General features: G+C 64.0%; 22 protein-coding genes. 17 read left to right on the top strand and 5 right to left on the bottom strand.

The features are described from left to right. Positions 1–9: 9 nt before the first annotated feature. The gene (locus XH93_RS38370; protein WP_194471423.1) at positions 10–1287 is read right to left on the bottom strand and encodes an amidohydrolase/deacetylase family metallohydrolase; all 1278 of its coding nucleotides are present in this window, start codon (positions 1285–1287) and stop codon (positions 10–12) included. 141 nt (positions 1288–1428) lie between these two features. On the opposite strand from XH93_RS38370, the gene XH93_RS38365 reads away from it, so the two are divergent. The 8 genes from XH93_RS38365 to XH93_RS38330 all read left to right on the top strand — a co-directional run bounded on the left by XH93_RS38365 (position 1429) and on the right by XH93_RS38330 (position 7250). Then, complete coding sequence (locus XH93_RS38365; RefSeq protein WP_194471422.1) at positions 1429–1911, top strand: MarR family winged helix-turn-helix transcriptional regulator; 483 nt, start codon at positions 1429–1431, stop codon at positions 1909–1911. A 306-nt stretch (positions 1912–2217) separates the two neighbouring features. Further along, positions 2218–3204 (top strand): nitroreductase family protein, encoded by a 987-nt coding sequence (locus XH93_RS38360; RefSeq protein WP_246799429.1) that lies wholly within the window; start codon positions 2218–2220, stop codon positions 3202–3204. Positions 3205–3240: 36 nt separating this feature from the next. Continuing rightward, the gene (locus tag XH93_RS38355; protein WP_139486668.1) at positions 3241–4098 is read left to right on the top strand and encodes a transporter substrate-binding domain-containing protein; all 858 of its coding nucleotides are present in this window, start codon (positions 3241–3243) and stop codon (positions 4096–4098) included. 66 nt (positions 4099–4164) lie between these two features. Beyond that, on the top strand, positions 4165–4770 hold the full coding sequence (locus XH93_RS38350; RefSeq protein WP_246799428.1) for an amino acid ABC transporter permease: 606 nt from the start codon (positions 4165–4167) through the stop codon (positions 4768–4770). Continuing rightward, positions 4767–5423 carry an amino acid ABC transporter permease gene (locus XH93_RS38345; protein WP_194471420.1) on the top strand — a complete coding sequence of 219 codons (657 nt, stop codon included), beginning with the start codon at positions 4767–4769 and terminating at the stop codon, positions 5421–5423. The genes XH93_RS38350 and XH93_RS38345 overlap by 4 nt, the downstream gene beginning before the upstream one ends. A 9-nt stretch (positions 5424–5432) precedes the next feature. Beyond that, positions 5433–6218 carry an amino acid ABC transporter ATP-binding protein gene (locus tag XH93_RS38340; RefSeq protein ID WP_194471419.1) on the top strand — a complete coding sequence of 262 codons (786 nt, stop codon included), beginning with the start codon at positions 5433–5435 and terminating at the stop codon, positions 6216–6218. A gap of 22 nt (positions 6219–6240) precedes the next feature. Further along, the gene (locus tag XH93_RS38335) at positions 6241–6633 is read left to right on the top strand and encodes a RidA family protein (protein ID WP_194471418.1); all 393 of its coding nucleotides are present in this window, start codon (positions 6241–6243) and stop codon (positions 6631–6633) included. 11 nt (positions 6634–6644) lie between these two features. Beyond that, positions 6645–7250, top strand: a complete 606-nt coding sequence (locus tag XH93_RS38330) for a DUF1989 domain-containing protein (RefSeq protein ID WP_194471417.1) — start codon at positions 6645–6647, stop codon at positions 7248–7250. Between the two features lie 424 nt (positions 7251–7674). Here XH93_RS38330 and XH93_RS38325 read toward each other — a convergent pair whose 3' ends face one another. The 4 genes from XH93_RS38325 to XH93_RS38310 form a co-directional block, all read right to left on the bottom strand. Then, on the bottom strand, positions 7675–8307 hold the full coding sequence (locus XH93_RS38325) for a MarR family winged helix-turn-helix transcriptional regulator (RefSeq protein WP_139486662.1): 633 nt from the start codon (positions 8305–8307) through the stop codon (positions 7675–7677). Positions 8308–8899: 592 nt separating this feature from the next. After that, positions 8900–10225, bottom strand: a complete 1326-nt coding sequence (gene fliI / locus XH93_RS38320) for a flagellar protein export ATPase FliI (protein ID WP_194471416.1) — start codon at positions 10223–10225, stop codon at positions 8900–8902. Positions 10226–10252: 27 nt separating this feature from the next. Beyond that, complete coding sequence (gene flgF / locus XH93_RS38315; protein ID WP_194471415.1) at positions 10253–10981, bottom strand: flagellar basal-body rod protein FlgF; 729 nt, start codon at positions 10979–10981, stop codon at positions 10253–10255. Between the two features lie 4 nt (positions 10982–10985). Next, complete coding sequence (locus XH93_RS38310) at positions 10986–11780, bottom strand: DUF1217 domain-containing protein (RefSeq protein ID WP_194471414.1); 795 nt, start codon at positions 11778–11780, stop codon at positions 10986–10988. Between the two features lie 138 nt (positions 11781–11918). On the opposite strand from XH93_RS38310, the gene motA reads away from it, so the two are divergent. The 9 genes from motA (at position 11919) to XH93_RS38265 (ending at position 18129) form a co-directional block, all read left to right on the top strand. Continuing rightward, on the top strand, positions 11919–12818 hold the full coding sequence (gene motA, locus XH93_RS38305; RefSeq protein ID WP_139857850.1) for a flagellar motor stator protein MotA: 900 nt from the start codon (positions 11919–11921) through the stop codon (positions 12816–12818). 2 nt (positions 12819–12820) lie between these two features. Next, a complete protein-coding gene (locus tag XH93_RS38300) occupies positions 12821–13759 on the top strand; it encodes a flagellar motor switch protein FliM (RefSeq protein ID WP_371815140.1) in 939 nt (312 codons plus the stop codon). Beyond that, on the top strand, positions 13740–14051 hold the full coding sequence (locus XH93_RS38295) for a hypothetical protein (RefSeq protein ID WP_194471412.1): 312 nt from the start codon (positions 13740–13742) through the stop codon (positions 14049–14051). Before XH93_RS38300 ends, XH93_RS38295 begins: the two co-directional genes overlap by 20 nt. A 110-nt stretch (positions 14052–14161) precedes the next feature. Continuing rightward, positions 14162–14554 carry a flagellar motor switch protein FliN gene (gene fliN / locus XH93_RS38290; protein WP_139486655.1) on the top strand — a complete coding sequence of 131 codons (393 nt, stop codon included), beginning with the start codon at positions 14162–14164 and terminating at the stop codon, positions 14552–14554. Positions 14555–14556: 2 nt separating this feature from the next. Continuing rightward, complete coding sequence (locus tag XH93_RS38285) at positions 14557–15597, top strand: flagellar motor switch protein FliG (RefSeq protein ID WP_139486654.1); 1041 nt, start codon at positions 14557–14559, stop codon at positions 15595–15597. A gap of 13 nt (positions 15598–15610) precedes the next feature. Further along, positions 15611–16696: a flagellar biosynthesis protein FlhB gene (gene flhB / locus XH93_RS38280; RefSeq protein ID WP_194471411.1), complete on the top strand. Its 1086-nt coding sequence runs from the start codon at positions 15611–15613 to the stop codon at positions 16694–16696. 298 nt (positions 16697–16994) lie between these two features. Continuing rightward, a complete protein-coding gene (flgB, locus tag XH93_RS38275) occupies positions 16995–17372 on the top strand; it encodes a flagellar basal body rod protein FlgB (RefSeq protein WP_139857847.1) in 378 nt (125 codons plus the stop codon). An 11-nt stretch (positions 17373–17383) separates the two neighbouring features. Continuing rightward, positions 17384–17800, top strand: coding sequence for a flagellar basal body rod protein FlgC (gene flgC, locus XH93_RS38270; RefSeq protein ID WP_139486651.1), 417 nt, complete (start codon positions 17384–17386; stop codon positions 17798–17800). Between the two features lie 2 nt (positions 17801–17802). Beyond that, positions 17803–18129, top strand: coding sequence for a flagellar hook-basal body complex protein FliE (locus tag XH93_RS38265; RefSeq protein ID WP_139486650.1), 327 nt, complete (start codon positions 17803–17805; stop codon positions 18127–18129). Positions 18130–18144 lie beyond the last annotated feature (15 nt).

The following is an 18144-nucleotide window of genomic DNA, read 5'->3' as shown; positions in this document are numbered from 1 at the left end:
ATGAAGCGGTCAGGCCGCCACGGCCTGCGGAAGGATCGGCGCGACAGCATCGTGGCGGACGCCGGCGCGCAGGCAGAACACCGGCTGCAACAGCCGGTCGGCGACCACTTCGGTCTTCTCATTGTCGCGCAGGACATGGCGGCCCGGCTTCTCGGTGAGCACGCTCACATCGGCATCCATGCCGGGCTTGAGCGCACCAATCCGATCGGAAAGACCGAGCATCTCGGCCGGATTCGAAGTCACCATCGGGACCACCTGCTCCAAGGTGAGGCCGAGCGCCATCATCGAACTCATCGCCTGCACCAGGCTGAATTTCGCCTGACCCGCGAAAGGATGGTTCTCGTCGTCGGCGTGCTCTTCGGGTGTGCCGACCGGCGCCGGCACATGGGTGTTGTAGCCGTGAATGTCGGCACCAAGCGTGGTCGGCACGATCCCGGAGGCAATCGCCTTGCGCGCGAGGCGGTAGGAGAAGTGGCTGCCGTGGCCGACATCGACGCGCAGCCCGCGGTCGAGTGCAGCCTGGATCACCGGATGCACCTCGCCCTCTCGATTGACGAAGCCGCCCGGGTGCCGCGTGAAGGGATGCGCCAGAATGTCGCCGGAACGCAGCAGCGGGATCACGCGCTCCAGGATAGTGTCGACATCCTCGCCGTTGGTGCCGCTCTCCGGCAGGCCCCACAATTGTCCGAAATGTACATAGACCGGGAGATCGGCGCGGCGCCCGATCTCCGCCGCCATCTCGATGACGCGGATGCCCCAACGCGCGAAGCCGCCGATCTCGGCATGGGCTTTGATGCCGCGGACGAGGTCGCGGTTCGCGGTCGCGGCCTTCACGGTGGCGTCGATATCGACGCAGTCGGGCCGGTAGAGGTTCGGATAATAATGTCCTTCCAGTCCACCGACGAGATAGGCCGAGAGGAAGGCGTAGGTGCGCGATGACGATTTCTCGGCAATGAAGTGACGAAAGCCGGGAAGGGTCATGCAGGAGGGGCCGCCCTGGTCGACCAGCGTGGTGACGCCGGACTGCACGCCGACCATGTCGGCATTCATGCCGAAACGGCCGGTGACATACTGATAGACATGGGCGTGGGTGTCGATCAGTCCCGGTAGCACGATCATGCCGCTCACGTCGACGATTTCCCGCGCGCTGCTCGGCAGGATATCCGATTGCACCGCGGCGATCTTGCCGTCGCGGATGGCGACGTCCTTCACGCCATCGAGGCCGGAGGCGGGATCGATGACGCGGCCGCCGCGCAGAAGCAGGTCGAAGCTGGTGCTCACCGACATCGCCGATCTCCTCTCCCGCCAGCGGCGTCGGCCGCCATGCAATTGCGAAGTATACTTCGTATTTTCTTACACTAGTTTCCGTGGCATAGACAGCTTCAAATTCATGCAGGCGGCACAGCGCCGCGCCGAGGAACGAACCGGATGGCAGCAAGAAGCGGAAAGACCAAAGGCCTGTGGCCGCTCGAGGAGCGGCCGGGTTACCTGATCCGGCGGCTGCATCAGATCCACGTCGCCTTGTTCCAGGAAAGGTGTGCAGCGTTCGAGATCACGCCGCTGCAGTACAGCCTCCTCACCGCGCTCGCGAAGCGCGGAACCGCCGATCAGACGACCTTGGCTGCTGACATCGCGCTGGATCGCACGACGACCACGGGAGCGCTTAAGCGGCTGCAATCGCGTGGCTTTGTTGATCGCGCAACCGCACGCCATGATCGTCGGTCGCAGCTCTGCCGCTTGACCCCAGCCGGCGCCGCGTTGCTGCGCAAGATGGAAAGATCGGCGCGAGCGGCCCATCTGGAAACCGTGGCCGGTCTCGGCAAGGCGGACCAGAAGCGCTTCGTCGTCATGATGCAGAGGATCGTGGCGGCGCACTCGGGAACTGCCGGTGCTTCAGATGCAGTTGATTGATCCGATCTCCGTCGTGGTCGCGCGGCTATTATCTGTGCAATCTGCCTCAAAAGCGGCAGTGCGGACCTTGGCGAGGCCGCGCCGACGAGACGGCATGCGGATAATTGCGAAGCATGCTTCGCATTCCTGATTGGTCAAAATCGACCGCTGCGAGCGATTCATCTTATTGTCCCTGTGTTTCGCAGGACGATTTGGCTGGAAAGCCCGCGCACGCTGTCGCCGGACGCGCAGGGACCCATCTGGCATGTCCCTTGCTCCAATTCTCAGACGTTGAGTTGGTTGGACGAAATCCCGGGACAGCCAGACGTGGCAACTCCGGTCGATACCAATTCCGGGGTTTTGGAAGGCCAGTGTGGAGTTGGCGATGAACTGTCTCGAACCACAACCGGCAACACTGGCCGTCACCGCATCGCGGCCGCGCCCAGCGATCATCCGCAGATCTACCGGGAGGACCAGCTGATGTCGGCCTGTTCGGAGGCGGTTGCGCGGCGTTTTGGTGATGGTGGCCCTTCGGGTGCGGGAGCCGAAGAGAGTGATCTGATTTGCCGCGTCCTGTCGCGGAAAACCGTGCGGCGCTACAGCGACAGGATGCCGGCCGAGGCGCTGCTTGACCTGCTCGTCGCCTGCGCCCTCAGTGCCTCGGCGAAATCCGATTTCCAGCAGGCCTCGATCCTGCGCGTGCGCGATCCTGAGAAGCGCGCCGCCGTCGGCAAGCTGTTTCCTGCGATGCCGTGGATCGGGATCGCGCCCGTCTTCTTCGTCTTCTTAGGCGACGCCAGGCGCTTGCAACGCATCGGCGAGATGCGCGGCAAGCCGGTCGAGAACGGAACGCTGGAAGGCTTCTTCAACGCCAGCATCGACGCAGCGCTCGCCATGCAGACCATGATCCTGTCGGCTGAATCAGTCGGCCTCGGGGTCTGCCCAATCAGCGTGCTCCGCAACGAGATCGACGGCGTCGCCGGCATCCTCGGCCTGCCCAACCTCGTCTTTCCCGTCGCCGGGCTCTGTCTCGGCTATCCGCAAGCTGAGGGCCATGTGAGCCTGCGGTTGCCGCGTGGCGTGACGGCGCATCGCGACAGCTACGACGATAGCGGGCTCGCGGCCGCTATTGACGATTACGACCGGAGACGAGACGCGCTGCACGCGATCCCGAAGGAGCAGCAGCGCGCCAACGCCGAGTTCGGCGAAGCTGCCTTCTACGGCTGGTCGGAAGACAAGGCGCGCCAGGTAGCAAAGGCTGAAGGTGCGGCGTTTCCGCCCTATCTGCGTGCCCACGGATTTAGCTTGGACTGATCTTTGAATGATAAGCCAACGAAAGGGAGACTCATGATGACGACCTGTTCGCTTGCTCGCGTCAATTCGATCTCGGGACGCCTGACGCTGAGCCTCCTGGCCGCGCTCACTGTCATACCCCTGCTTGCCGGGAGTGCCCAGGCCGGCAGCCTCGACGAGATCAAGAAGCGCGGATTGATCGTCGCGACCGAGGATGATTTCCGTCCCTTCGAGTTTGTAAAGGACGGCAAGCCGACCGGCTTCGACAACGAACTGATCGAGGACCTGCGCAAGTCCGCCCCATTCGAGATCAAGCAGCAAATCCTGCCCTGGACCGGCATCCTCGCCGGCGTGAGCACCGGCAAATACGATGTGGCCATCACCGCCGCGATCATCACCAAGGAGCGCAAGCAATCGCTCGATTTCACGAGCCCGATCGCCGACGCCACGCACTATTATGTCAAGCGCAAGGACGACAAGAGCATCGCTGCGATCAAGGACCTCAACGGCAAGACGGTGGGTGTCCAGGCGGGCAGCGCCCTGCTGGCGCGGTTGCCTGAACTCGGAACGATGCTGGAGAAGGAGGGCGGCAAGCTCGGCAAGGTCGTCGAATATACGTCATATCCGGAAGCTTATCAGGATCTGGCGCTCGGCCGCGTCGACTATGTCGTCAACACGATCATCAATCTGCAGACCCTGGTCACCGAGAAGCCAGGCGTCTTCGAACTGGGACAGGCCGTGTCCGGAAAATCGTTCCCGGCTTGGGCGGTGGCCAAGGGCAACACCGAGCTGCTCGAATTCCTGAACGGCTTCATCGCCAAGGAGAAGGAGAACGGCCGGTTCGCCGAACTGCAGAAGAAGTGGTTCGGACAATCGTTCCCCGATCTGCCGGTTTCGTTTCAGCCCGAGTTCTGACGTTTCGGGCGCGGTTGATCGGTCATGACCGGTGGCGACATATTGGCCATGCTTGGGGGTGCCGTGGTGACAGTGACATTGTCGCTCGTCGGCATCCTGATCGGTCTGCCGATCGGGCTGGGCCTCGCGGTGCTGCGCTGGGCCGACGTGCCGGTTGTTGCACGCATCGTCGCCGTCTATGTCAGCATCTTGCGCGCAACCCCGCTTGTCACCTTGTTGCTCCTCCTGTTCTTTGCGTTACCCAATATCGGCATCGCCATCGGCCCGATCTCGGCCGCAATCCTTGCGCTGGTGATGAATACGGCGGCGTTCAACTGCGAGGTCTGGCGCGCGTCGCTGATGAATTTCCCGAGGGATCAATATGAGGCCGCGCAGTCGGTCGGCATGACCGCTGCACTGCGCTTTCGCCGCATCGTGTTGCCGCAGATCGCGCGCGCGAGCCTGCCCGGCCTCGTCAACGAGATGTCGCTCTTGATCAAGGTGACGCCGGTGCTGGCGGTGGTGGGCGTCGTCGACATCACACGGGCGGCGGTGCGGATCGGCGCCGAGACCTACGATCCGTTGCCGCCGTTCCTGGTCGCGGTGGCGCTCTATGCGCCGATCGTGTTTGCGCTTGTCTCGCTGCAGCGCTGGATCGAGCGGCGCCAGCTGATGGCCGAGGCGGCCGCATGATCCACGATTTCGGCGTTGTATGGAGCGAGCGCGCCCTGCTGCTGAGCGGGCTCGGCAACACCACGGTCCTGTCGGTTCTGTCGGCTGCGGCCGCGCTCCTGATCGGATTCGTCCTGACGCTGGCCTTGATGTCGAAGCAGCGCTGGCTTGCCGGCGTCGCGCACGGCTTTGTCGACGGCATGCGCTGCGTCCCGTTCCTGCTGTTCGCCTATATCGTGTATTACGGGCTGCCGTCGCTCGGGATCAGGCTGGACAACTGGACCTCCGGTCTCGTCGCCCTGACGATCTACAACGCCGCCTATATGGCCGAGATATTGCGCGGTGCCTGGATGGCACAGCCGCGCGAGCCGATCGAGGCCGGGGTCGCATTCGGCTTTACCAACGTCGCGCTGTTCCGCCGCATCGTGCTTCCGCCGCTGCTGCTTGCCGCCGGGCCCGTGATCGGCAACCAGATGATCCAGATCATCAAGGACAGCGCATTCCTGACCATCATCGCCCTGCCGGAGCTGACCCACGCCGCAAGCTCGATCCAGTCTCGGCATTATGTGCCGTTCGCGGCCTTCATCACCGCGGTGTTTCTCTATTGGGGCCTGTGCCTTGTGATCGAGGCGGGCGTCGGCTCCATCGACCGCCTGGCCGCGGCGAGACGCTAGGTATCCGAGATGACAGTGGCGAGCAGGGTTCTCGACGTGGCCGGGGTATCGAAGCGCTTTGGCGCGCTCGAGGTGCTCTCGGACATCAGCTTTCAGGTCGCGAAAGGCGAGACGGTCTGCGTGCTCGGTCCGTCCGGCTCGGGGAAATCGACGCTGCTCCGCTGCATCAATTGGCTCGAGCGGCCCGACGCCGGCCAGATCTATCTGAACGGCGCGCAAATCGGCGTCAACGGAGCCGGGCTGGTCATGAGTGACCGCGAGCTGTCGCGGATCAGGACCCGGATCGGCATGGTGTTTCAGCATTTTGCGCTCTGGCCCCACCTCACGGTGCTGCAAAACCTGATGGAGGCGCCGGTGCAGGTGCAGAAGCGGCCAAGGGCCGAGGTGCGGGACGAGGCGCTGGAACTGCTCGCGAAGGTCGGACTCGCCGACAAGCGCGATTCGTTTCCGGCAAAATTGTCCGGAGGACAGAAGCAGCGCGTCGGAATCGCACGTGCGCTCGCGATGCGGCCCGACCTTCTCCTGTTCGACGAGCCGACCAGCGCGCTCGATCCCGAGCTTGTCGGCGAGGTGCTTGTGGTGATGCGCGAGCTCGCCCGTGAGGGCAGGACGATGGTGGTGGTGACCCACGAGATGGGATTTGCGCGCGATGCGGCGACGCGGATCCTGTTCCTCGACCGCGGGCGGGTGGTCGAGACGGCCGCGCCCGAGCCGTTCTTCTCCAGTCCCGAAACCGAGCGCGCGCGCCAATTCATCCAGCGCTACGCAGGACACGCCGCGAACGGCGGACGCTGAAGCTTGATCAAGGAGGAATGCCATGGATCCGATTTTCCATCTTTTGCCCGATGCGCCGAAGCCGGTTGCGCCCTATAGCCACGCCGTCGAGGCCGGACCGTTTGTGTTCGTGACGGGACAGCTTGCCACCGATCCCGATGATGACGCCCTTCCGATTCCGCCGGGCATCGAGGCGCAGACCCGCAAGGTGATGGACAATCTGGCGCGCGTGCTCAAGGGCTGTGGGCTGACTTTCGCCAACGTCGTCTTCGTCCGCATCTACCTGACGGATTTCAAGCGTGACTACGCCGCCATGAACGCGATCTTCTCGACTTACTTTGACGAAGATCGCCGGCCCGGACGGACCACGGTCGGTGTGACCGACCTGGCGCGCGGAGGGATCATCGAGATCGACTTGATCGCCCTCAAGGCGTGAGGACCGGTGTCATGGAGACGCGCATCGAAATTCCGGCGCGCAGCGGCAAGGCTGCCTTCGTCGCCGCCGGGCAGACCATCACCGTCATCAACACCCATGGCGAGCAGGTCGTCGACACCTGGGCCTTCAACCGCGGCGATCTCGCCGAATTCATGTCGAACGAGCACACCCGGGCTCATACGCTTCATCTGGTGCCGAAACCCGGCGACATCCTGCGCACCAACAAGCGCCGGCCGATCCTGACCATGACTGAAGACACATCGGGCGGCGTGCATGACACGCTGATCGCGGCCTGCGATCGCTATCGTTACAGCTTCCTCGGTGTCGAAGGCCACCACGACAATTGCACCGACAATCTGTTTGCCGGAATGGCGGAGCTCGGCCTCATGCCGCCGGAGGTCCCAAGCCCTCTCAATCTCTTCATGAATATTCCCTGGAGCGCGGAGGGGACACTCGGCTTTGCGGCGCCGCCACGGCCCGTGCCCGGCGGCTATGTATGCCTGCGCGCCGAGATGGATCTGGTAATCGCCTTCTCAGCCTGTCCGCAGGACATCCTGCCGATCAACGGCAAGGCCGGAAGACCGGTCGAAGCACATTTCACGGTGACACGAATTTAGCGAGTGGGTAGGAAAAGCTATCCAGATAGCTACCTGCCATTTGCGGGCAATGGCGGTGAATGAGATGCCGCGTTTGGGAATCTCACCTAGCCAGATTGCTCTCTCCGGCTCAGTTGCACCAAGCCTGCGTGGTAGCCGTGTTGCGATGTTCGCGCGAAGCTTAGTGAAGCGGCTTCTCGCGCTTGAGAGCGTCCTTGTTACCGGTCGGAAATTTTCTGTTGTGATACAGCTCGATCGTGCGGAGCGTCTCGTATGCCAGTACTTGGACCTCTCCCGTGTGAAGGTCAACCAGTCCGTGCTTCAGGCCGTTGCCTCAAGTAGTAATTTGAGATGGTTGCGCCTCCCCGCAACCAAATCTCAGGACCGGTGAGATGAGAAAGCCCGCCTCTCGGTGGGCTTTTTCGTATGCGCCGCGCGGCTCGATCTACGCCTGGCTGACGACGCGGAGGCGCTCGGGCTGTTCGTCGATCTTCGGACGGTCGCGGGTGCGCTCGAAGCTGGTGCATAGGAGTTCGGTCTCTTCGAGCGCGATCGGGGCGCGGTAGAGCCGGCAGACGAATTCGGCGGTGCGGCCCTTGCCGGGTGCCGGGCCGCGTTCGGCGAGGAACATGCAGTCGCGGCAGGTGCTGGCATTGAGACGCTGATGGGCCGCGTCGAGATGATTGAGCACCCGCGTGAGGGAATCGTGCAGCCTGACGCAATCGTCATTGCCGAGCGCCGTCACTGCATTCAGCACATGATTGATCGGATCATGCTGGCTCAGGCATTTTTCGCCCTGCGGCGTCACGCAGAGCACCACCGAGCGCTTGTCTTCGTGTGATGGCTTTCTGACCAGATAGGATTTGTTCTCGAGCGTCTTCACGATCTGCGAGGCGGTGGCCTTGGTCGCGCCGATGAAGCCTGCCAGCGCGGTTGGCGTCCGCGAAAATCGATTGGCGCGGCCGAGGAAGCGCAGCGCCATCCATTCCCGATCGCGCAGCCCGTGCTGATCGCCTTCGAAGTACCAGGCTCTCGCGGCCTGAACCAGCAGTTCGACTGCTTCGCGCGTCAAGGCCATGACCTACCTCGCCGCAATCTGCTGCGCGGCGTCCCGATGCCGCGACAGGCCACGGTTGGCGCACAGCTCGAGGTAAGCGCGACTGTCGGCGAAACCTTGCGAGCGGCGCAAAGAGCTTTGCCGCTGACCGCGCGCCGATCGCAAGGGTATTGAATGGGAGCCGCAGTGATCCTCACCGCCGGACGATGGATCCGAACTCTTCAACTGAAGCCCCTAAGTCCAAGTCTCAAGTAAACGTTTTCTGAGTTACGCCGAACGATGAATCAGCTTCCCAAGAAAAGCAAGTAAAGACGCACCTGGAAAGGTTTGAACGCAAGAGTAGTACACAGCGTTCAAGTCGATCGACCTGCTCTTGTCACAAAACTCTTCGTCAAACGACTATACCGAAGTATGTGACAGTTCTAATGCACGCAAGTCGCTGCCTATCATTGATGCAGCGCGCTGACGGAAAACGTGCGTCAACGAAGTTGGCAACCAGCGCGATTGACTATCGAAATGGAGAATTTTGTAGGAATGCGCGGACAAGGTGTATTGCGCCGGCGCTGACCAACCCAGCTGCTGGTCCGGAAAAGTGATTCGCCGGATCGCCGCGTCAGTCGGCCTTCATCGCGTCGCGCAGCTCGCGGAATGGGTCGGTGCTGGGCGGAGCCGAGGCGTCCTGCCTCATCGCGGCGTAGATCTTCGGCACAATCTCGACCGACTGGTCGAGCGCCGAATTGCGCCCGGACTGATAGCCGCCCATCAGACGAAGGTCGCTGGTGTCTTCATATTTGGCGATCATGGCGCGCAGCTTGCTCACCAGCTCGCGTTCCTCGGGATCCCAGACGCAATGCGCCAAGCGTGAGACCGAGGCGAGAACGTCGACCGCCGGATAGCGCGCCTGGTCGGCAATGTGCCGGCTGAGCACGATATGCCCGTCGAGCGTGCTGCGAATCGTGTCGGCGACCGGATCATTGTGGTCATCGCCATCGACCAGCACGGAAAAAATGCCGGTGATCGTCCCCGATCCTTCCTCGCCGGGCCCGGCCCGCTCGAGCAGGCGCGGCAGGTCAGTGAACACGGTCGGGGCGTAGCCGCGCGCGACCGCGGGCTCGCCGGCGGCCAATGCCACCTCACGGGAGGCATGAGCGAATCGGGTGATCGAGTCGACCACCAGCAGCACTGATTCGCCGCGGTCGCGAAAATATTCGGCGACCGCCATCGCGGTCTTCGGCGCCAGCCGCCGCATCATCGGGCTTTCGTCGCCGGTCGAGACGATGGTGACGGCGCGGGCGCGGTTATGGCCGAGCACGTCCTCGATGAACTCCCGCACCTCGCGGCCGCGTTCGCCGACCAGCGCCAGCACCACGGTGTCGAAACCTTGGCTCTTGGCGAGCATCGCCAGCAAGGTCGACTTTCCGACGCCGGAGCCCGCAAACACGCCGACGCGCTGGCCGGCGCAAATCGGCGCGAACAGATCGATGACGCGGACGCCGCTGCGCAGCGGCTTGTGGACGCGCGCCCGCTTCATCGCCGGCGGCGGCTCCGCCTCGGCCGAGACCGCGCGCGCCCCCGGCATCAGCGGGCCCTGGCCGTCCAGCGGCGCGCCGAGCGCGTTGATGACGCGGCCTTTCCAGCTCGGGTCCGGCGCGAAGGTCAGCGGCGGCATACGGAAAGCGACCGAGCCCAGTCCGCCGGCAAATTGCCGGTCGAACGGCTTTGCGACGACGCCGTCGCTGTCGATGCGGACCACTTCGCCGATCTGGGTGCGATCAGCCGAATTGACGCCGATCAACTCGCCGAGGCGCACGAAGCGCGACAGGCCCGAGATCCGGAAATGCGTCGGCGCGATCTCCGAAATGGCGCCGCTGACGCTTGCCAGCGCCGTGTTCTGCTGCAGTTCCTGCAGCGCCCATTCCAGTTGCCGTAGCGCGTTCAAGAAAATTCCCCGCGTTCGCAGCGAGTTTTATTTCGCAGGCTCACCCAGCGTGCGGATCGCATCCTGCAGCGAGCTCTCGGTGCCCTCGACCATCGAATTGGTGCCGTCGAAGGCGCGCGACGCCGAGATCAGCCGGGTCAGTTCGAGCATCGGATTGGCGCCCGATCCTTCCACGTAGCTCTGCCGAAAACCGTCGCGGGTGAAATCGGTGACGGCGGTGGCGGCGCGATCGGGCACCACGCCGGAATTGCCGTAGCGCTCGAGATTGGCGTCGGCGGGTATCGTGAACAGGCCGATCGTGCCGACCTCGGCGCGATCCTGGGTGATCGCGCCGTTGCGCGCGATCGAGATCGGCCCGCCGTTGGGGTCGAGCGTGATCTGGGCGCCGCCGGAATCGACGACGGGAAAGCCGGTCACGGTTTGCAGGTCGCCATTGGGCGCGATCTGCAGCCGGCCGTCGCGGGTATAGACCGTTCCGTTGGGGCCGGCGAAGGCGAGCCAGCCCTGGCCGGCCACCGCGACATCGAGCGGGTTTCCGGTCTGGGTCACCGTGCCGGCCTCGCGCGAGATGATGTTGTCGCCCGGCGAGGAGAACGCCACCGGGTTGACACCGGCGCGCGACAGCACGGTCTCGAATTTCACCACGTCGGTGCGGAAGGCGGCCGTGTTGACGTTGGCGACGTTGTTGGCGATCGTCTGCAGCCGCTTTTCCAGCGCGACCTGGGCCGACAGACCGACATAGAGGGCCGATTGCATGGTGCTATCTTCCGAACCGGAGGGTTTGCAGCTTTGACAATAGGTCGGTGTCCATCCCCGACGTCGTCTGGCCGCCGATGAGGATCAACGCGGAGCTGTACGGGTTGTTGCCGGTGCCGTCGGCGGCCTGGCTCGCGTCCCACATCGCGGCAAAACGCTGCGCGAACTTGGCGACCTTGGCCGGGTCCTTGAAGTCGGCGATGTTGATCATCTTGGAGAGCATCGCGGCCTGCTTGTCGATATCGGCCGCGCTGACGTTCGGCGACAGGCCGAGCGCGGTCTGCACCACCTGGGTCAGCGCCTTGTCCGCGAGGATCTGGTAGGGACTGGTGATCGAGGACGCCTTGCGCGTAAAATAGAGTGCGAGGCGCACGCCCTCGTTCTGGTCGCCGGCGTCCTGCTCCATCACCTGCTGGACATAGTTGGTCGCGGTGCCGGTCTGCGCCGCGGTGGTCTGGGTGGCTTTGGGGCCGAGCGCGGCAAAATTGAATGCCTTGGCGAATTCCCGGTAGCGCGGGTCCGACAGCTTGTTGGCGAAGCTGTTGGTGTTCGAGATGCCCTCGGTCAGCACCTTGCGCATGAACGCCTTGGCGTAGGTCATGTCGCTCAGCCCGTAGGCCTTCATCGCGTAAGAGAAGAGGCGGTAGTTGTTCAGGAAGTCGTCGATGCTGGTGACCTTGCCGATGTTGGCCAGGTAGTAGGTGGTCTCGCGGCTGACATCCGGCTTCTTCGCGGTGAGCGAGAGCGACCGGGTCATGTTGTTCGATATTCTGGTGTAATCCGCGATCGTGGACAGCATGGGAACCCTCGCCGGCTATTGCGACGTGGCGCCAAGCTGCGCCCGATAGCTTGCGCGGGGCTGTTGCTGTGTGAAGCCAGCTTCGCGCAAGCGTCGCCGAATAGACATCGTCGATGGGATCGGCGATGGAGCGGCGCGTTGGGCAGTTTCGTGGGCATCTTGATCACGGTTGCGGCGTTGCTCGGCGGCTTTGCCGCCATGGGCGGACACCTTGGCGTGCTGATGCAGCCCTGGGAGTTCGTGATCATCCTGGGGACCGCGGTGGGCACCTTCATCGTGGCCAACCCCTGGAAAGTGGTGATGGATACCGGGCTCGCGTCGGTGCAGGCGGTGACCGGCGCGGTCCCCGGCGAGCGCTATTACCTCGATCTGCTCGGGGCGCTGCATGCCCTGATGCGCGAGTTGCGCGGCAAGGGCCGCAACGAGGTCGAAGCGCATATCGACGATCCCTCGAACTCGGAAATCTTCAAGAGCTTTCCCAGCGTGCTGGCGGACCCCGCTCTGCTGCATTTCATCTGCGACTATGTCCGCCTGATCATCATGGGCAACGCCCGCACCCATGAGATCGAGGCGCTGATGGATGAGGAAATCCACACCATCGTGAAGAGTAAGCTCGCGCCCTATCATGCCCTGGTGATCGTGGCGGAGGCGCTGCCGGCGCTCGGCATCGTCGCCGCGGTGCTCGGCGTCATCAAGGCGATGGGCGCGCTCGATCAGTCGCCCAAGCTGCTCGGCGGCTTCATCGGTGCGGCGCTGGTCGGCACCTTTGCCGGCATCTTCCTGTCCTACGGCATCATCTCGCCGTTCGCGATCAAGATAAAGATGACGCGCGAGAAGCGCTGCCGGCCCTACATCATCGTCAAGCAAACCCTGCTGGCGTTCATGAATGGCGCGATGCCGCAGATCGCGGTCGAGCACGGCCGCAAGATGATTGCCGGCACCGAGCGGCCCTCGATCGACGTCGTCGAGAACGAGACCATCGCCGGACCGGGCAAGGCTGCCGTCGCCGAGGTCGAACCGAAGGTTGCACGGGCATGATGATGGACGAGCTCGGCACCGAGCCGCAGCAGAAGCGCCTGCCGAACTACCTGCTCGACGCGGCGGGTATCTCGATCGAACGCATGCCGATGCTCAATGTGATCTTCGATCGCATGGCGGCGTCGTGCACCGACAGCCTGCAGCCGATGGCGGGCACGCCGTGCTACTTTTCGGTCAGCGGCATCAGCAACGGCCGCGTCGGCGATATCATTAAAGAGTATGAGGGCAATGCGCTGGCGGCGGTGCTCTATGCGGAGCGGTGGGACGCCCGGGTCCTCATCATGCTCGACCGCGACTTCGTGTTCACGATGGTCGAGGCGCTGTTCGGCTCCGACGGCGCGGAGCCGCCGATCGACGTCGAGCGGGCGTTCTCCAACATCGAGCTGCGTCTGGTGCACGTGTTGTTCGAGCGCTTCGCCAAGGCGCTGCAATCCGCCTTCGCCGCGACCGCCGACGTCACCTTCCGGCTCGAGCGGGTCGAGACCGCGATGGCCTCGCTGGCGATCGGCCGCAGCGGCAACATGTCGATCTGCGCCAACATCATGCTGCAGGCGCTGTACCGCGGCGGCCAGATGTTCCTGATCATCCCGCATTCGGTGCTCAATCCGCTCCGCCAGAAGCTCGCCCATGTCGTGGTCAGCGACGGCCGGGCGGCCGATCCGAACTGGCGCGAGCAGATGGAGAGCGAGGTTCAGCGCACCGAGGTGACGCTGAACGCGGTGCTCGACGAGCGGATGATCACCCTCGACGACGTCGCGAAATTCCACGTCGGACAGGTGCTCGAGCTCGACGCCACGCCGCGCACGCTGGCGCGGCTCGAGAGCAACAACCAGGTGCTGTTCTGGTGCCAGATCGGCCAGCTTGATGGCTACTACGCCATGCAGGTGGCGGATCCCGTCGATCAGAAGCGGGAGTTTGTCGATGATATCCTATCTCGTTGATGCGGTGCTGCTGATCGCGCTCGCCTTCACCAGCCTGCGGGTGACCAGGATGCACCGCGAGCTGGCGCGGCTGCGCAGCTATCACGGCGAGTTCTCGACCGTCGTCAACGAGACGGCGGGGGCCTTCGACACCGTCATCACGGCGGCGCGCGATTCCACCGCCAATCTCGGGCGGCTCGCCAATGTGCTGGGCGCCAAGATCGACCAGGCTCACGAAGCGATCGCGGCGCTCGATGCGCGGCGGCCGCAGCCGCTGCCGGCGACCGGCGGCACCGATACGGAAAGGCCGTAAGGCCGGAGGCTTGCGCCTGTCTCGAGCCGTCATCCGACGGTAGCGCACGGGCACGGAGATGATCCAGGGCCGTGCCCCTGGAAGGGGAATGACCAAGAGGCAACATTGAGATGACGCAACCTTTCGACTACGAGCCCTCTGCCAGCCGGGCAGGCGTGACCGGCGAGCCGCATATCGATACGTCGCCGCTGGAGCGGCTGGCGGAGATCGCGGCCCGAACCGCCGAAGAGACCGGCAAGTTTGCCAATGTCGATGCCATCATGCGGATTCCCGTCACCATGCAGGTGGTGCTGGGTTCTGCGACCATCCCGGTGGCCAATCTGATGAAGCTCGGCCGCGGCGCCGTGGTCCCGCTCGATCATCGGGTCGGCGAACCCGTTGACGTCGTGGTCAACGGCCGGATCGTCGCGCGCGGCGAGGTCGTCGTGGTCGAAGAGGACAATTCCCGGTTCGGCGTCTCCCTGACGGAAATCGTCGGGCCGCTCGGTCAAGGTGAAGTCTGACCGTGGCGGCAGCTCAAGGCATCGCTCCGGCCAAGCCGCGCGGCATCGCGCCGCTGGGCGGCACGGAGAAGGTCGCGGCGCTGCTGCTGGCCATGGGCCGGCAGGCGGCCGCGAGCGTGCTGGCGCAATTCGAGCCGCAGGAAATCCGCATCGTCACCAAGGCCGCGGCCGAGCTGCGGCCGATCACGGCACAGGAGCTCGAGGCGATCGTCGAGGAATTCGCCCAGCAATTCTCGATGGGTGCCAACATTCTCGGCTCCCTCGGCGGGCTCGAGGCGGTGCTCGGCGACGTGCTGCCGCCCGAGCAGGTCTCGCAGATCATGTCGGACCTGCTCGGCAATTCCAGCCGCTCGGTTTGGGACCGCGTCTCGTCGGTGTCGGAAAACTCGCTGGCGAGCTATCTCTCCAAGGAACACCCGCAGACCGCGGCGCTGATCCTCTCCAAGGTGAAGCCGGCCTGCGCCGCCAAGGTGATGAGCCAGCTGCCCTCCAGCCTGCGCAACGAACTGATGCGGCGCGTGCTCAGCCTGAAGCCGATCGTCGACGATGCGATGCGGATCGTCGAGAAGACGCTGCACGAGGACCTGACGCTGAATTTCGCCCGCAATCTCGGCGCCGACACCTATGCGCGCGTCGCCGACATCATCAACAAGATGGAGCGCGGCCATATCGAGGACATCCTCAAGAGCCTGTCGGAGAAGCGGCCGAAGTCAGCGGAAGTGCTGAAGGAGCTGCTGTTCACCTTCGACGACGTCGTCAACCTGACGCCGAAGGCGCGCACCATGATCTTCGACCAGGTGCCGACCGACCGCATCGTCGTGGCGCTGAAGGGCACCGACAAGGCCTTCCGCGAGCTGATCCTGTCCTCGGTGGCGTCGCGCGTCAGGCGTGTCGTCGATCACGAGCTGGCGGTCGGCGAGCCCTCGAACCAGCGCGACGTGCTGGAGGCGCGACGCGTGATTACCGATCTCGCGCTCGAGCTCGCGGAGCGCGGCGAAATCGAGCTCAATCCCGAGCAGGAGGATGAGCTGGTCTTTCGCTGACCGCTGACCCCGCATGGCAGAAGCATCCGATCAGGAGAGCAAGACAGAAGAGCCGACCGAGAAGAAGATCCGCGATGCGCTCGAACAGGGCAAGATTCCGGTCTCTCGGGAGGCGTCCACCTTCGCCTCGATGGCGGCGTTGATGGTGATCCTGTCGTTCCTGATCGGCCAGGGCGCGCAGCGGCTGGTGCCGAGCTTGAGGAGCCTGCTCGACGATCCCGACGGCTTTCGCTTGAGCACGGCGGCGGACGCGCAGAATCTGCTGACGGTGATCGGGCTTGAAGCGGGGCGGTTCATGGTTCCGCTGCTCGTGGTCCTGATCGCGTTCGGGCTTGCGGCATCGCTGCTGCAGAACGCGCCGCGGCTGGTGCTCGACCGCATCCAGCCGAATTTCTCGCGGATCTCGCCGGCGCAGGGCTGGAGCCGGATCTTCGGCGCCCAGGGGCTCGTCGAGTTCGCCAAATCGGTGTTCAAGCTGGTCTCGGTCAGCCTCGTGGTCGGCTTCGTGCTGCATTCCTCCGAGGCGCGGGCGTTCGAGGCGATGTTCACCGATCCGGTGGCGCTGCCGGAGATGATCCTGACGATTGCGATGCGGGTCGTCTCCGCGATCTGCATCACGACGATCGTGCTGGTTGCGGTCGACCTCGCCTGGGCGCGCTTCCACTGGCGGCGCGAGCTGCGCATGACCAAGCAGGAGATCAAGGACGAGCATAAGCAGGCCGAAGGCGATCCGTTGATCAAGGCGCGGTTGCGCTCCCTGGCGCGCGACCGCTCGCGCCGGCGCATGATCGCCGCCGCCTCGAAGGCGTCGCTGGTGATCGCGAACCCGACCCACTTTGCGGTGGCACTGCGTTACCAGCGCGACGAAAATCCGGCGCCGCTGGTGCTTGCCAAGGGCATGGACGCCATCGCGCTGAAGATCCGCGCCGTTGCCGAAGAGAACAACATCCCGATCATCGAGAACAAGGCGCTGGCGCGCGCACTTTATGAGGCGGTGCAGGTCGACCAGGTGATCCCGAGCGAGTTCTTCCGGCCCGTCGCCGAAATCATCTACTTCCTGCAGTCGCGGCAATCGCCGCGTGCCGAGCGGGTTCAGTAGATCAGGTTGACGGTCTTGGCGGCGTCATGTCGCGAGAAATGCACAGCTGCGTCCTCACCCGCACCTGTCATCGCCCGACCGGGCGACCCAGTACGCCGAGGCCTCTCGGTTCAAGCACTGCCGTCTCTGGAATACTGGATCACCCGCATGCGCGGGTGATGACACCGAGCTAGCTGTTTGACACGTGAACCAGCCTCTGACCGTCAGTCATACATTCTCTTAGGACAACGTTCGACGCGCCAGCCTGGGAAAAGCTTGCCTACCTATGGTCGTCCCGAATAGCCGGATTGGGGCCGCCGTGGGACCGCTTTATCTCTTCGACCTTGCTTCGTCACAGGCGCGCTGGCTCGAGCTGCGTCAGTCGACGATCGCAACCAATGTCGCCAATGCCAACACGCCCGGCTTCAAGGCGCGCGACGTCGAGCCGTTCAATAAGGTGCTCGACGGCATGCCGGTGAGGCTGGCGATGACGTCGCCGGCGCACATGCAGCTCAGCGCGACCGAGACCGATACGCGCGCCACCGCCAAGAAGGACAGCTGGGAGGTGGTGCATTCCGGCAACTCCGTGAGCATCGAGCAGGAAATGCTCAAGGGCGGCGAGGTCAATCGCGACTACTCGATGAATGCTGCGATCGTGCGGTCGTTTCACCGCATGTTGATGACCGGCGCGAAGTGAGGTGACTTGAAATGGTGGATTCCCTGCAGGCGTCGATGATGGTTGCGAGCTCCGGGCTCGAGGCGCAGTCGACCCGGATGCGGATCGTCTCGGAAAACCTCGCCAACGCCAACGCCACCGGCCGCGCCGCCGGCGCCGATCCCTACCAGCGCAAGACCGTGACGTTCGATGCGGCGATGGACCGCGCCGCGGGCGCGCAGCTGGTCAAGGTCAAGGATGTCGGCGTCGACAGCTCGCCGTTCCGTGTCGAGTACGATCCCGGCCATCCCGCCGCCGACAAATCCGGCTACGTCAAGCTGCCCAACGTCAACATGATGATCGAAATGGCCGACATGCGCGAGGTCAATCGATCCTATGAGGCCAATCTCCAGGTCGTGAAGCAGGTCAGGTCGATGCTCGGCATGACCATCGATCTCTTGAGGAGCTGACAATGTTGGAAGCGATTTCGTCGACCGCGATCTCCGCCGGCAAGGTTGCGTCGCGTGGCATTGAGACGGAGATGACGGCGCCGGCGGCGAGCGCCGTGCAGTCGAGCAACGATGTCGGGTTCGACTCCGTGATGAAGCAGGTGACGTCGGATGCGATCGGGACGCTGAAGGCCGGCGAGGCGGCGTCGATCTCGGCGATCCAGGGCAAGGAATCGACCCGGCGCGTGGTCGAGGCGCTGATGTCGGCGGAGCAGGCGCTGCAGACCGCGGTCGCGGTTCGTGACAAGGTCGTGCAGGCCTACCAGGAAGTCGTTCGGATGTCGATTTGATTGAAGGAATCACGC

This window comes from Bradyrhizobium sp. CCBAU 51753 (assembly GCF_015291565.1).
GTDB classification, from domain to species: Bacteria; Pseudomonadota; Alphaproteobacteria; order Rhizobiales; family Xanthobacteraceae; genus Bradyrhizobium; species Bradyrhizobium ivorense.
The sequence above is the reverse complement of the archived record's forward strand: the minus strand, read 5'-3'. Positions and strand labels throughout refer to the sequence as shown.

Bases quoted from the DNA above. Each gene is read 5' to 3' on its own strand.
- flgC (WP_139486651.1), top strand. From the start codon at position 17,384: ATGGTGGATTCCCTGCAGGCGTCGATGATGGTTGCGAGCTCCGGGCTC.
- XH93_RS38295 (WP_194471412.1), top strand. From the start codon at position 13,740: ATGATATCCTATCTCGTTGATGCGGTGCTGCTGATCGCGCTCGCCTTC.
- XH93_RS38330 (WP_194471417.1), top strand. From the start codon at position 6,645: ATGGAGACGCGCATCGAAATTCCGGCGCGCAGCGGCAAGGCTGCCTTC.
- XH93_RS38335 (WP_194471418.1), top strand. From the start codon at position 6,241: ATGGATCCGATTTTCCATCTTTTGCCCGATGCGCCGAAGCCGGTTGCG.
- XH93_RS38300 (WP_371815140.1), top strand. From the start codon at position 12,821: ATGGACGAGCTCGGCACCGAGCCGCAGCAGAAGCGCCTGCCGAACTAC.
- fliN (WP_139486655.1), top strand. From the start codon at position 14,162: ATGACGCAACCTTTCGACTACGAGCCCTCTGCCAGCCGGGCAGGCGTG.
- XH93_RS38355 (WP_139486668.1), top strand. From the start codon at position 3,241: ATGACGACCTGTTCGCTTGCTCGCGTCAATTCGATCTCGGGACGCCTG.
- flgF (WP_194471415.1), bottom strand. From the start codon at position 10,981: ATGCAATCGGCCCTCTATGTCGGTCTGTCGGCCCAGGTCGCGCTGGAA.
- XH93_RS38345 (WP_194471420.1), top strand. From the start codon at position 4,767: ATGATCCACGATTTCGGCGTTGTATGGAGCGAGCGCGCCCTGCTGCTG.
- XH93_RS38365 (WP_194471422.1), top strand. From the start codon at position 1,429: ATGGCAGCAAGAAGCGGAAAGACCAAAGGCCTGTGGCCGCTCGAGGAG.
- XH93_RS38310 (WP_194471414.1), bottom strand. From the start codon at position 11,780: ATGCTGTCCACGATCGCGGATTACACCAGAATATCGAACAACATGACC.
- XH93_RS38370 (WP_194471423.1), bottom strand. From the start codon at position 1,287: ATGTCGGTGAGCACCAGCTTCGACCTGCTTCTGCGCGGCGGCCGCGTC.
- XH93_RS38265 (WP_139486650.1), top strand. From the start codon at position 17,803: ATGTTGGAAGCGATTTCGTCGACCGCGATCTCCGCCGGCAAGGTTGCG.
- XH93_RS38340 (WP_194471419.1), top strand. From the start codon at position 5,433: ATGACAGTGGCGAGCAGGGTTCTCGACGTGGCCGGGGTATCGAAGCGC.
- XH93_RS38325 (WP_139486662.1), bottom strand. From the start codon at position 8,307: ATGGCCTTGACGCGCGAAGCAGTCGAACTGCTGGTTCAGGCCGCGAGA.
- flhB (WP_194471411.1), top strand. From the start codon at position 15,611: ATGGCAGAAGCATCCGATCAGGAGAGCAAGACAGAAGAGCCGACCGAG.